The following is a 13,667-nucleotide window of genomic DNA, read 5'->3' on the forward strand; positions in this document are numbered from 1 at the left end:
CGCGCCGCGGCGCGGTCCGGGTGTTGAACGTCGCTGATGCGGTTCGCAGATGCGACGGCCGTCCAACGGCAGGGGCCGAGGGAGCACGGGGCCGCTGCTCGACCGACGGCTGACCGAGGTTCAGCATGCCGATTGCCGGATCGCGTCGGCGTGAATGTGCACGACCTTTTCGGCGCTGTACTGGTCAATGTAGTCCTTCCTGAAATCGGAAAACGACCGTTCTGGCTCGATATTGTCGCAATAATATTCCATGGCTCTGACGAGTCCGTCCTCGTCGTCGGGCGCGACCAGGCGCCCGAGGCGTTGATCGACCAAGATGTCGCTGGGACCGAACTCGCAATCGGTGGATATGACGGGCAGTCCGCACCGCAAGGCTTCACAGATGGCCAGCGACCAGCCCTCCCATCGGGACGTCGCGACGAAGACGTCGCTGACGAAGAGCGCTCGTTGCGGGTCGTCCGGGTAGTGGATCAGCCGGACGGCGTCGGACAGGTCGAGCGCCCGAATCTGTTCCGCCAGCGCCGCTTTGCCGGATCCGTGGCCGACCAGGTTGAGGCGCACGTTCCTGCGCCGCTCGTACACTCTCGCGAACGCGCGAATGAGAAGGTCCTGGCCTTTCTGGAAGGCGTAACGTCCGACGTTCACGAAGGTGATGACGGCGGGGTCGGGCCTGATGTCCTCGCCCGGAGCCTCGAAGTGCCTGACCGGATTGGGAACCCAATACATCGGACGCCTGCATTTGAAATCGGCTTCGAACGCTCTCAGCTGCCGCGGCGACGTCCCGAAAACGGAAGTGATCCGCGGTAGAACGTAGTATTTCAGGAAAAAGAATTTGATCTTCGATTTCAGGCTGCCGGATTCGCGCCGCGGGTTGCCGTGCAGGTGCATCGTGATCCGCTGCGGGATGCCCACCCGGGCCAGCCAGAAGACGACTGTCGGCTCGATCTGCGGAACAATGATCAGATCGTAGCGACCTCCTTTGCTGACATCCCGAAAGATCCGCATCAGGTGCAGGCGCGACGTGACCGGCCTGAAGATGCTTCTGTAATGTCGCGGCTCCGCCGGATAGTTCTCGTGTTGGGTGACCCGCAGCACGTCGATGGCGAACTCGGTGCCGCACGTCGCCGCGAGCTCCGCGCCGATCGTGTCGACCACCCGCTCAATGCCGGCAAAGACGGAGGTCCCAGGTTGAAGATAGAGGATCTGGAACTTCTCACGATTTCCGGCCGGCATCCCAACCAACTCCTTCCGTTCAGAGCTCCGACGATCCGGGCGCGGACCCGTCGACGGTGCCGGGGCCCGACTCACGCGCGATTGAGAACGGCGCCGATCACGTTCGCGCCGGCACCGATCAGGCCGTTCACCGCGTCCGACAGCTCGTCGACGGTGGTCCGCCCGGCCTCGGCGACGATCACCACGACATCCGCCCGACGGGCCGCGACCCGGGACTCGGCCGAGACGGAGAGCGGCGGCAGGTCGAGGATGACGTAGCCGCCCCGGCGCATCTGGTCGATGACGCTCTGGAAGATCGAGGAACTGAGGGACACGCCGGTGCCGACCGCCGTGTACGGCGACCGCGACGGCAGCACGGAGACACCGCCGAAATCCACGAACTTGGCCAAGGCCAGATGGCTGGGATTGATGATCAGGTCGGCCAGACTCGCGCCGACGCCGGCCTTGGAGTCCGGGGTCAGGAAGAAGGTTCCGGCGCCGTGGATGTTGGTGTCGATCAGCCGAGCGGTCCGGCCCCCCTCCTGCAGTAGGCGCGCCAAGCTCAGGCCGATCAGGGTCGTGCCCGTGCGCGGGGTGCAGCCGATGAGGGCGATGACGCAGTCGGTATCGTGACCGCGCGCCGAGAGGGCCAGCTGGATCGACGTCCGCAGATCGCGGACACCCGTGGAGAATTTGACGTTGAGGAACCACGGCGCGTTGACGTTGCGCAGATCCACCGTCTCGCGGCGCCCGTCGGCGGTCTTGCGCAGGACCTCGGGCATCACGGCGAGGCAGGGAATGCCGGCCCGCTGGACGAGATCCTGCGGCGTCCGGATCCTGCGGTCGAACGCCTGCAGCAGCGCCACGGCCAGCAACCCGCCCACGAGGCCGATCATCGCGCCGAGGCCGAGGATCAGGGTCTTGCGCGGGGCCGAGGGCTTGAGGGGCTGCAGTGCCGCGCCGATCACCCGCGCATCGGCATCGGGGGTCGGCGCGTCCGGCAGCGTGCCCTCGGTGACGGCCGCCGCGGCGGACCGGGCCTGTGAGGCGAGGGCGTTGACGCGTCCCTGGAGGAACTCGGCGCCGTTCTTCGCCGCATCGGCTTTGGCAGCGATGGATTGGAGGAGATAGGCCGAGACGGCCGCGTTCGCGACGCGCCGCGCCAGGTTCGGATCTCTGGACGTGTACGAGACTTCGACGACGTACGATTGGCCGACGCGCCGGACGGTGAAGCGCTCGGCGAAGTTCTCGAACTTCCTCTGCTGCAGGATGGCCGCCGTCGACGGCGGGGCGGTCCGCAGCCCCGACAATTCCGAGGCGCTCGGAGCCGGCTCTCTCGGGCTCTCGGCTTCCGGAGGGCCGAATTCCGGATTGTTCGCGAGCTGGAGACTGTTGAACACGTTCGCCAGCAGCCGTTCCGAGCGGAGAACCTGGAGCTCGCTCTCGGCCCGGCCCACATCGAGGCTCGGCATCAGGGCGCCCTCGGAGGAGCCCGCGCCCACCGGGCGCCGCGGCTCGAGCAGCAGCACCGCGGTCGCCGTGTAGGAGGGGGTCGCCGTCACGGTGTAGAGCGCCGCGCAGCCGATGCAGAAGACCACCCAGACGGCCACCGCCAACTTGTGCCGGCGGGCCGCCTTGAGGGCCGCCGAGACGACGGCCAGCGGGCCGTCCTGCACGCCGACGGACGCCGCCTCCGGGAAATGGGTAACGGATTGGGAAGGGTCCGGCGCGATCCGGGTGGTGTTGTAGATGTTCATCTCACGCTTTCCGCCGGATCTGCAGGGCGCGCTCGGGTTCCAGCCGTCCCAGGAGCACGTCCGCGGCGCCGCGCAGGTTGCCGCGCAGCCGGCCGCGCCGGTCGATGAACGGCTCGGGGGCCGCGAAGCGCGTCACGTTGCTGAGAACGTTGCGGGTGATCTGGCCGAAGACTTGAGACAGGGTCATCGTGCCCTTCCGCAGCATGTATAACGGGTTGACAATCTGCGAATAGCCGAGCCGATCGCCCGAGATACGGCCGCCTTTCACGCCCATATGGACGCCGCGGGCCTCCAGGCATTTGACGAGCCGGCCGCCCTTGGCCGCCAGAGCGGCGCCGAAATCGCGGTCCTCGAGCCAGCCGTACAGGACGAGCCGCTCGTCGAATCGCAGCGTGCCGATGGCCGAGCGACGGAACGCCATGTTGCAGCCGTACGGGCTGAAGGCCTCGATGGGCGCCGCCGGCTCGACCGGACCCAGCGCGGCGAGCATCCGGTCGACCTCGGTGAAGCGCAGTCCGGGCCCCTTGATGCCGTCCGCGACGACGTCGCCCGTCAGGCCGACGATGTCCGGCTCGTCTTCGAAGCGCTGCGCGGCCGCTTCGAGCCAGCCGGCCTCGGGGACGAAGTCATCGTCGAAGAAGACCACGATATCGATCGCCTCGGGCAGCGCGGCGAGGGCGGCATTTCTCTGAGTGGCGAGGCCGGGACGCCCCGTGACCACCGTCACGCCGGGCCACGTGGCCGCCTCGCCGGCATCGTCCGGGGTGACGCAGGAGATCAGGATGGCGGCGGGCTTCAGGGTCTGCCGATCCAGGATCCGCCCGAGGGTGCCGGTCACCACCTCGGGGCGGCCCAGCGTCGCGATGGCGACGGCGATGCTCGGCGGCGGCGCCGGTGCCGCGTCGCGCGCCGCCGTCTGCGCGGCCGGCCGCACCTTCGGCCCGCGCATGAGATCGAGGTAGCCCTGCGCCGAAGCCTCCCACGAGAAGAGGGCGGCCTGATCGCGACCGCGGCCGATCAGGTCCGATCGCAGGTCCGGGCTGGCGGCCAGGGCGCGGATCTGGGCGATCCAACGGTCCGGCCGGTCCGGCGGAGCGAGCAGGGCCGCCGACCCGCAGATCTCCGGCAGACTCGCGCGGTCGGTCGAGACGACGGGGCAGCCGCGCGCCATCGCCTCCAGTGCCGGGAGCCCGAACCCCTCCGTGAGGGAGGGGAAGGCCAGGCACAGGGCGCGTTCCATCAGGTAGGCGAGATCGTGGTCGGTGACGAAGCCGAGGTGGCGGACATTCTCGCCGCGCTTCAAGTCCTCGGCGGCGTAGATGGTCGCCTGGCCGCCCGCCACCACGAGGTCGAGCCCGAGTTCGCCCAAGGCCGGCGCCAGCTTGAAGAGCAGATCGAGGTTCTTGTGACGGGCGCGGGACCCGAGGGCCAGCACGAAGGGGCGTTCCAGGCCGTCGGAGTCCCGGTCCAGGCCCGCCGGGGCTCGGACGGCCTGTCGCGGATCCCAGGCGTGCACGTGCTCGTGCCCGTTCGGGAGGACGGCGATGTCGGAGGCCCTCACAGAGAGATGGTTCGCGATCTGCCCGGCGGAGAAGGTCGAGACGGTGGCGATCCGCGCGGCACGGCGGGCCAGAAGCGGCTGGAGTGTCCTGTAGAACGTCCGGAACGACGCGCTGTAGCTCTCCGGCGCATTGAACACGTTCGCATCGTGGATGCAGACGACCTGATCCGTCTTCAGCGCGGGTGCGGTGTTGCAGAGGTTGAGCAACCGGCCGGGCCACGCGCGCGGCAGGACGAATTGCTCCCAGGCATGCCCAGCCGCGGGTCCGACGGTGCGGAGCGGCGTGCCCGCGAGCCGGGGATCCTCCGCGTCCGGCACGGACAGCAAGGGGGCGCTCTCGCCCCGCGCGGCCAGGGCCGCGCTCATCGCCCGGGTGACGTTCATCGCGTAGCGCTGAACCCCGGTCATCGGCTGGGTGAGGAACCGACCGTTGATTCCAAACGATCCGACTGCCGTCATGCTGTCGCTCTACTCCCGTCGGAGGCCCGCTTCTTGGATCGAATGCGAGAACAAGAGTGTTTCACCTTTCGCGAGAGCGGCGCGGTCGGGCCCGCGATCTCGGAAGCCGGGATCGCGCACGACCCCGATCGCACGCAGAAATTCTATATTTAATATAGGCAAAAAATCGCGGCGCTAATTATTTTATAGCCAGCGCTTCGACTTTCTACAAGAAAATCCGAATGCAGAAGCGGCGGCCTGAGCGCTGCATTCAACGGCACCTGGAAGTCCTCAGTTCGCGCCGGAGGCCTGCCGACGCCACAGGGGCGGGTCCGCGCGCGCCTCGAGCGCGGGCTCGCGGCTTCGCCGGAGACGGGACGTGGCCTCTCTGTGGACGGCGCGTCCCGCGTAGACCGCCTCGATGACGGGAAGCAGGAGCCGACCGGCCCGCGGGAAGCAGCGGAGAAGCGCGCCTTCGCGCCAGAGACTGTCGCGGATCTGCTGCACGGGCCGGGTCGGTCGTGGCGCGGCGTACTGCGCGCTCAACTCGACGCGTCCGAAATCGCGGGATCTGCCGCCGAGGCTCAAGGTCGAGACGGCCCGGTCATCCGGCCAGATGATTGCCTTCTTCAGGGCCGTCCACGCCCGCGCCGCGTCGTCCGGGATCGCCGCGACGCTCTCGGAGCCTAGGCGGTCGATGTGGGCCAGGACGCCCGTGAAGAGGTCCGGCCGCGTCGATGCGATCCGCGCCTCCCAGCCGTCTTCCTGGAGATTGGCCCGCGGCGGCGATCCCGGGACGGGCTGCGCGAAGGTGCGGACGCTCGGCAGGTCCGGTTCCAGGCAGGCCTCGATCAGGTGCCAGAAGCGCAGCACCGATGTGCGCGCGTCCCAGGGCTTGTACCAATCGCTCTCGACGCTCAGGCCGAGCGTGCGGCGGAAATGCGGTGTGGCGAGGCGCTTGTAGTTGCAGCGGGCGAACTGGAGCCCGGACCAAGTCCGCTCCGGCAGGCCCTCCTGAAGCATGCGGACCGTGCTGCCGTAGAGCCCGGTATCGACCAGAACGCAATGGCGCGCCGGGCCCGCGCAGGCATCGAGATGCGCGCGGAAACAGGCATCCTGCTGGGCGACCGCGGCGTGCAGTCGGGCCACGCCGGGCTCGTTGCCGGCCAGGAGCGCGGCGAATGTCGCGTCCTGAAAGGGCGCGTCCCAGGACGCCGGCAGGGCCAGATCGTCGCGTTGCGCCAGCGCCGCCGCGATCTCCGACATCGACCGGCCGCTGAACTCCCGGCCGAGCTCGGAGAGAACGCCCGGGCTCGGCGGATCGAAGGCGGTGCGGGCGGCCACGAGGCGCGACACCATCAGGGACGCGTGCGGGAGATTCTGCGGCAGACCGGTCTGTCGGAGGAATCGCGCGTAGACGAGCTGCAGGCGCAGGCCGCCCCGGGCGCAGAACAGGAGGACGGTCCTGTCCGGCGCGAGGAAGCGTTCCACGAGCCAGAGGCGTAGGCAGAACTCGGCGAGGATCGGACCCAGCACGCGCTGCCCGAACGCGACCGCGTCGTCGCCGGCGGCGCGGCGTGCGGCGTCGGCGGCGGTCACGGCCCGGTCCTCCTGGTCCCGTTCCGGGCGACACCGATCCAGTGCCGGTGCATCGCGCGGGCGCGGACGGCATCGAGGCGGCGACGCAGTACCACGTGGCGCGGCCGGAGCAGCTGTGCCGTCCGCAGGCCCGCGGCGGCGGCCATGGTCACGTCCGCCAGCGTGTCATCGCCGAGGTGGAGGATCTCGGCGGGCGCCACCTTCTCGTTCCGGAGAACGACGTCGAAGAGCGCCCGGGTCCGCTTGGTCGCGTCGTGATCGGCGCTGGTGTAGATGTGCGCGACGGGATGGCCTGGAGCAAGCGTGTCCAGCAGATGCGCGATCGTCGCGCCGCGGTGGTAGGTATCGCTCACCGCGATGATCCTGTCCCCGGCCTGCGCCCGCCGCTTCAGCCAGGTCATCAGCGGGGTATTCGCGCGCAACTGGGCAAGCTCGACCGTGATCTCGGCCCGGTACAGAATGTCCGCGGCACGATCGTCGAGGCTGAGGACGCGCGTCATGGCCGCGAGCATGTCGGCGAAGCGCACGTCGCCCGAGGGATTGGCCAAGTCGAGCGCGCGGTAGGCCGCGCGCTGCACCTGCAGGCGCGCGGCGTAGATCGCGCCGGGACGGGGCGCCGTGCCGTGCTCCGCCGCGAGCGCCCGCGACGCGACCGTCGCGATGTCGTGGAAGCGGCAGCGCTCGGATCGGTGGTCGCGATGGAGCAGCGTGTCGAAGACGTCGCAGGATACGATTCGGGCCGCCGTCTCGGGTAGGTGCATGGTGGCTTGATCTCTCCCGATCGGTTGCGACCGAACCCGATTTCCGGCTGCCGGACGGTGTCCGGCAGCCTCCTGCAATGACGGTGCCGTGTCGGCGCGAAGCCGCGCACGACAACCGTACTCTGAGCAGTATAACAAGAATTTGTCCCGTCCGACATGAATGAAGACGTGCTGCTACATCCATAAGCATTGAAGAGACGGCAACGCTCCCCCGGAAAGGCGGGTTGATCGGCCCGGCCGCGGAGTTCGCCTCCCGGGATCGAGGGCCCATACGAGGCCTGGAAACGGCCAACAAGACCGCCGTTTGGTGGAGGCGCGGGGATCAAAGGTACAACCACCATCGTGAAGGCGGACGGGCTGACACCGCCGGCCGCGACGACCGACGTTCTTCGCGTCCTCGGACGGCGCTTCGATCTTCCGCGTCCCGGCTCGGCCGGGGATGATTATCGATCAATTCGCGATCACGGAGAGTTGATCTTTGCCCCGGATCATCGTCAAGTGCCGAGATGGGCAGTGCCAAATTCAGCAATCAGAACTGAGTTTTTGCCGCTCTTTCAGGGTTTTGACTGTGGATTTCAGTGAGGTGTCGTGGTAGCCACCCTGTGTCGGGCGCTCGGGGCGGTGAGATACGGGAGCGCGAAGCGACGAGCGAGAAAGACATCTGTCGTGGCCACGGATCCTAAACTCGCAGTCATCATCACCTGCTTCAACTACGCGAGTTATGTCGGCCAAGCAATCCAGAGCGTCATCGCTCAGGGTAATGACGCTTGTGAGATCGTCGTGATTGACGATGGGTCGACGGATGACTCGTGGTCAATTATCCAGCGGTCCGGCATCACCGCGTTCCGGATCCCGAACGGCGGTCAGAGGGCGGCCTGCCTCTATGGATTGGCCAAGACTCAGGCCCCGTTTCTGCTCTTTCTCGACGCGGACGACGAGCTCCTGCCTGGCGCGCTCGACCGCATCCTGCCGGCGCTGGACGCGAATGTCGCCAAACTTCAGTTTTGTCTGACGTGCGTCGATTCCGCGGGAGCAGTGCTGGCGGATCGTTATCCCGCTCTCGACGCGTTCCGCGGGCAGGACAGGACTGTCAACGACATCCTTAGATCCGGAGTCTACCAGACGCCGCCCACGTCCGGGAATGTGTTCCGTCGCGACGTTTGCGACCTGCTCCATCAATGTGACTACGACCAAGCTGTCGACGGCGTGATCCTGCTGGCCGCCCCGTTCATGGGCGAGATCGTCAGTCTCTCCGACAGTCTCGGGCTCTACCGCGTCCACGGCCGGAATGACTCGGGTCTGGGGCGCGTCCCGCAGGCGGCGACCTTCGAGCGGGACCTGCAGCGCTTCCAGTCGCGTTTGAAACATCTGCGAGATCTGCTCCGGAATTGGCGGCCCGGGGTCTCGCTCATCGAGCCGGAGAAGACGTACTATTTTCAGTTCCTCGAGTTCTGCATGGCGATCCTCCGGGGTGTCCGGTACGGTGGTCGGCCGTTCCTGTGCCTGCTCAGATCTGTCCTGACCGAGCCGCGTTCGCTGAAGTGGAAGGTCGCGAACGCGCTCTTCGTTGCCGCGACGTTTCTCGCGCCCGTTCGCTGCGCACAGGCGCTGCTCGCCTTCCGCTTCTCGATCAAGCGCCGGCCGGTCCGCCAGATCCTGCGCGCCAGGATAGGCGCGGGGCTTTGTTGAAAATCAGTAAATCGACGGATTTTTCTCTTGCGTCGGGTCGCGTTTTTACACCTAAATGCCTGAAATATGTAGCGGCTCTCCTGTTCGGCTGGAGTCGTATCGCGCGCCTTAATCAGCGCCGCAGCTTGCATGGGCCCCAGCGCAGGCCGAGGCTCGGATCTGACACGAGCGCTAGTGAATCATGCGTGTTCTCCATCTGCTGAACCATACGCGCCGGTTGAACGGCCATGTCCACGCGGCCGTCGATCTCGCGTGTCAGCAGGCGCAGTCCGGACACCAGGTCGCGATCGCCAGTCAGGGGGGGGATTTCGATGCTCTGCTCCAGTCCAATGGCGTCGAGTCGATCTTCGCGAGCCACGCGCGCGCGCCGGCCCAGATCCTGAAGTCATTCCTCGGATGTGGCGGCGTGCTCCGGCGTTGGCGTCCCGATGTCGTCCATGCCCATATGATGACCAGCGCCGTCCTGGCTTGGCCAACCTGCAAGCTGTTGCGCGTTCCCCTCGTGACGACCGTCCACAATGAGTTCGAGAAGGGCGCGATCCTCATGGGCCTTGGAAACAGGGTCATCGCGGTGAGCGGCGCGGTCGCCGCGTCGATGCGGAAGCGCGGCATCGCGGATTCCCGCATCGACGTCGTGCTCAACGGGACGATCGGCTCGGCCCGCATGCGCGGCCGCTCGGAGGAACCGCAGAGCCTGGATCATCCCGCCATCGTCTTCGTCGGAGGCCTGCATCCCCGGAAGGGACTGCCCGATCTGCTCAAGGCCTTCGACACGGCGTTCACCCACAATCGCGCCATGCGGCTCTACGTCGTCGGCGGTGGTCCTCACCAGGACGCCTACGTGCGGACCGCGCGCGCGCTCGCCTGCGCGGATGCCATCACCTTCACCGGTCCGCGGGATGATCCTTACCGCTGGATGCTGGGCGCCGACATCTTCGTCCTCCCGTCCCACGCCGATCCGGCTCCGCTCGTGCTGTCAGAAGCCCGGGAGGCGGGTTGCGCGATCGTCGGCACCGACGTCGACGGGATTCCCGAGCTGCTCGGCGGGGGGGAGGCGGGCGTTCTTGTCCCGGCCGGCGATCCGGACAAGCTTGCGCAAGCGCTGATCGCACTCACGACCGACCCGGCGCAGCTGAGCGCGTGGAGGGCGAGGAGTCAGATCAACCTGGATAACCTGCGCATCGCCCGGGTGGCTGACGAGACCTTGACGGTCTATCGGCGCGCTGCCGGCCTCGCGGGGTGATGCGCATTCCAGTGCGCGGGACCCGGGCACCGGGCCGCGTCCGCGACGCACCGCGGCTCGATTGCAAGCTGACCGAAGTGACTAGATTGATGCCGCTGCCGGATGCTGGTCCAGGACTGCCTTGCAGAGCGGGTCAGGATCGGAGACGCCATGTTGCCCAGATCCGGATCGATGTCGTGAGGACGAGGCGCGGCGTCGTTTCGGGCGGGTGTGACGACGGTCATCGCTCCGTGGGACACGTTCATGCTCGCCTTTAAGACGCTGCGCGGCGCCGGATGGAGTGTCGCCGCACGGATCTCAGCGCGCGCGATCGACCTCGGCACGCTGCTCATTCTCGCGCGGGTCCTGTCACCGGCCGATTTCGGCCTGACGGCCATCGCCGCGTCCCTGGTCTCCATCGTCGAGATGATCCTCGAGATCCCGCTCGTTCAAGCCCTGTTGCGCCTGCCGAAGATCGAGAAGTCGCATCTGGATACGGCATTCACGCTGGGTCTTCTCCGAGGCGGGGTGATCGCCGTCCTGATGGTGGCTGCCGCATGGCCCGTCGCCCACATCTACGGCGATGCCCGCCTCATCGCCATCACGCTCGCGCTCTCGTCGGCCCCGATCGCGCGAAGCCTCTACAGCCCGGCCATGGTGCACCTGTTCCGCAACATCGACTTCCGGGCGTCGTTTCTGGCGGATTTTTCCGGCAAGGCGGTCGCGGCCCTGATCTCCATCGGAGCCCTCTATTTGGGGGCCGGTTATTGGGCCCTGGTCATCAATCCGGCCGCATCCGCAATCCTGCCGACCATCCTGTCCTACGTGCTGGCGCCTTACCGCCCCGGGCTCTCCCTGGAGCGATTGAGCGCCTTCTCGGCGTTCACGGGCTGGTTCACATCCTCTCAGATCCTCGCTGCCTTCAGTTGGCAGTATGATCGCATGTTCCTCGGCTACCACGTCGACAAGGCCGTGCTCGGTCGCTACGGGGTCGCGAGCGACTTCTCCGTCCTTCCGACCCAGAGCGTCATCGGCCCTGCCATGCGGCCCGTCATGGCCGCGTTCGCGACGATCGCCGATGACCGCCTCCGCTTGCAATCTGCTTTCCTGAAGGCGGCCCGACTCACGATGATCATCGCGCTCCCGGCTGGAGTGGGAATTGCATTGACCGCCGACCAGATCGTGAGCGTCGTCCTCGGCTCGCAGTGGAGTTCCGCAGCACCCTATCTGCGCTGGCTGTCGCTGGCCATCATGTTCACCGCCTATTATCAGCCGGTTTCATCTCTCTGTCTGGCCATGGACGAGCCGAATGTGATGCTCAAGATCACGCTCTACGAGTCGATCGTGAAAGTTTTGAGCATGACAATAGGTTTCTACCTCGGCGGCGTGATGGTGATGATCTACGCGCGTCTTGCCACCGCCTTGTTTCACTTCTTGATCAGCGCCTTCTATGCGCGGCGTCTCGTCGGCGCGGGTGTGGCGAGACAGATCCGCAATCTGTGGCAGATCGGCCTCTCGTGCTTGGTGATGACGGCGGCGGTTCTCGCGCTGCGGGTCGTCTTGAGCCGCGTCGATATCGGGCTCACCGGTCTTCTGACAGCCATGATCTTCAGCGGCGTGGCGGCTTACAGCCTGACCATGCTTCTGCTCGGATTTCGCCTGCGGACCTTGCGTCCCTGAGGTCAATCTCGAGCGGGCCGGGGGCGAATATCGCTGGACTCATCGGGGTCATCGGTCTGACACACAGGGCCGCGCGCCATGAAATCTTAGTGGAACCTGCGCCGACCACTCGGAAAGGCGCCGGCCGCAAGACAGACCTGGGATCGATAAATCTTGGCTAATCTGGCCGCGTCTGCTACGATTCAATATGGCTCTCGGGACTCTGTGCTTCGGATACCGTAGGGCCGGCGCGGCGCACAGATTCATACTCAAGATCTGGGTGCGGTCGAGGAGAATTTGATGCGTCTGCGTGTAGGTGCGGCGGCTTGCATTTTGCTGTTCGGCGGCCCGCTCGCGAATGCGGCCGCCGACGAGGCGGGTCGATACGTGCTCGGCCCTCAGGATCATCTGACGATCCGCGTCTATGATCTGCGTCGCAACACCGGCGAAGCGTACTCGTGGACGGCACTGAACGGTCAATTCGTCGTCGCGGCGGATGGAACAGTGTCGATGCCGCTGATCGGACAGATCAAGGCGGCGGGCGGGACGCCGATCGATCTCGCGAACGCCATCGGTGTCGCGCTGAAGCAGGTGGCCGATCTCGCGGAGAAGCCTGCGGCCTCCGTCGAGGTCGCGACCTACCGTCCATTCTACATCATCGGCGCCGTCCAGCAGCCCGGCAAGTACGAGTACCAACCTGGCTTGACCGTACTGCAGGCCGTGAGCACGGCTCAGGGCCTGATGCGAGGCACCGATCCGCGCAGCATCCAGCGCGACGCGGTCACGTCGCGCGGCGAGCTGCGAAACTTGGCCGCGGAGCGCGTCGGCTTGGCCGCCAAGCTGGCCCGTCTCGAGGCGGAGATCGGGGGCGCGGAGACGATCGCGTTCGGAGGCGATCTGAGAGGCACAGTGGACAAGACGTATGCGGAGCAGGCCGTTCGCGGTGAACAGCTCCTGTTCGACACGCGTCGGAACGCGCTGAAGGCCGAGATCAAGGCGATTGAGCAGTCGATCGCCAGCTTCCAGAATGAGATGAGCACCCTTGATAATAAATCCAAAACCCTCGACCGCCAGATCGAGCTCAGCCGCGGCGAACTCGGTCTGATCAACGATCTGGTCTCGAAGGGGCTCACGATCGCCCCGCGAAAGCTCGCCGCAGAGCAGAGTCAGGCGTCGTTCGAGAGCAGCCGGCTCGACGTGCAGGTTGCCATGCTGCGCGCTCAGCAGAGCCTCACGCGCGCCGAGCGCGATATCATCGACCTCAAAGCCCGGTTCCGCCGCGAAGCTCTGTCGGAGGCCGCAGATGTCCGTCAGAAACTCGCCTCGATCGACGAGAAGACGCGCACGGCCGAGCGGCTCACGGCCGACGCCGAGTCGCAGATGGTCGGCAACACCGATGACGCGTCCGAAACCTTGAGCGCGCGCTACGAGATCACTCGAAAGCAGGGGGTGAAGGCGGGCACATGGCTCGCCTCGGAGGAGGCCGTCGTCGAACCCGGCGACGTCGTGCGCGTGACGCTCGTGCGTCAGCCGGCCGATAAACCCGGGGAGACGCGGTCATCCCCGACGCCGCGGCACGGATCGGCGGGCGCGCCGGTGAGTCGCGGTCCGGCCGCTTCGGACGCGCCACACCGGCCGACCGACAGCGCCAATCGCTGAGCTGGCCGGTGCGTGCGCGTCGCATCGATCGGCGGGGCGATCAGGCGACGCGATCGTCCGATACAGGCCCGGCCTCGACCGTCCGACCGGTGATGCGTCGCCCGAGCGCC

General features: G+C 66.9%; 9 protein-coding genes. 4 read left to right on the plus strand and 5 right to left on the minus strand.

Annotated features, from left to right (window positions below; translation table 11 throughout):
* Positions 1–120 precede the first annotated feature (120 nt).
* The 5 genes from BKE41_RS23725 to BKE41_RS23745 all read right to left on the minus strand — a co-directional run bounded on the left by BKE41_RS23725 (position 121) and on the right by BKE41_RS23745 (position 7,328).
* On the minus strand, positions 121–1,233 hold the full coding sequence (locus BKE41_RS23725; protein WP_012321466.1) for a glycosyltransferase: 1,113 nt from the start codon (positions 1,231–1,233) through the stop codon (positions 121–123).
* Between the two features lie 71 nt (positions 1,234–1,304).
* Complete coding sequence (locus BKE41_RS23730; RefSeq protein WP_012321467.1) at positions 1,305–2,969, minus strand: Wzz/FepE/Etk N-terminal domain-containing protein; 1,665 nt, start codon at positions 2,967–2,969, stop codon at positions 1,305–1,307.
* A 1-nt stretch (position 2,970) separates the two neighbouring features.
* Positions 2,971–4,989 (minus strand): glycosyltransferase, encoded by a 2,019-nt coding sequence (locus BKE41_RS23735; RefSeq protein WP_024828735.1) that lies wholly within the window; start codon positions 4,987–4,989, stop codon positions 2,971–2,973.
* A 270-nt stretch (positions 4,990–5,259) separates the two neighbouring features.
* Positions 5,260–6,567 carry a glycosyl transferase gene (locus tag BKE41_RS23740; RefSeq protein ID WP_024828734.1) on the minus strand — a complete coding sequence of 436 codons (1,308 nt, stop codon included), beginning with the start codon at positions 6,565–6,567 and terminating at the stop codon, positions 5,260–5,262.
* Entirely contained in the window at positions 6,564–7,328 is a 765-nt protein-coding gene (locus BKE41_RS23745) for an HAD family hydrolase (protein WP_071000179.1), read from the minus strand. The genes BKE41_RS23740 and BKE41_RS23745 overlap by 4 nt, the downstream gene beginning before the upstream one ends.
* 666 nt (positions 7,329–7,994) lie before the next feature.
* Here BKE41_RS23745 and BKE41_RS23750 point away from each other — a divergent pair.
* The 4 genes from BKE41_RS23750 (at position 7,995) to BKE41_RS23765 (ending at position 13,557) form a co-directional block, all read left to right on the plus strand.
* The gene (locus BKE41_RS23750; RefSeq protein WP_071000180.1) at positions 7,995–9,017 is read left to right on the plus strand and encodes a glycosyltransferase family 2 protein; all 1,023 of its coding nucleotides are present in this window, start codon (positions 7,995–7,997) and stop codon (positions 9,015–9,017) included.
* 181 nt (positions 9,018–9,198) lie between these two features.
* On the plus strand, positions 9,199–10,260 hold the full coding sequence (locus BKE41_RS23755) for a glycosyltransferase family 4 protein (protein ID WP_024828732.1): 1,062 nt from the start codon (positions 9,199–9,201) through the stop codon (positions 10,258–10,260).
* A gap of 243 nt (positions 10,261–10,503) precedes the next feature.
* Entirely contained in the window at positions 10,504–11,919 is a 1,416-nt protein-coding gene (locus BKE41_RS23760) for a lipopolysaccharide biosynthesis protein (protein WP_063110079.1), read from the plus strand.
* 279 nt (positions 11,920–12,198) lie between these two features.
* Positions 12,199–13,557: a polysaccharide biosynthesis/export family protein gene (locus BKE41_RS23765; protein ID WP_012321474.1), complete on the plus strand. Its 1,359-nt coding sequence runs from the start codon at positions 12,199–12,201 to the stop codon at positions 13,555–13,557.
* Positions 13,558–13,667: the final 110 nt, after the last annotated feature.

The organism is Methylobacterium sp. C1 (assembly GCF_001854385.1).
Taxonomy (GTDB): domain Bacteria; phylum Pseudomonadota; class Alphaproteobacteria; order Rhizobiales; family Beijerinckiaceae; genus Methylobacterium; species Methylobacterium radiotolerans.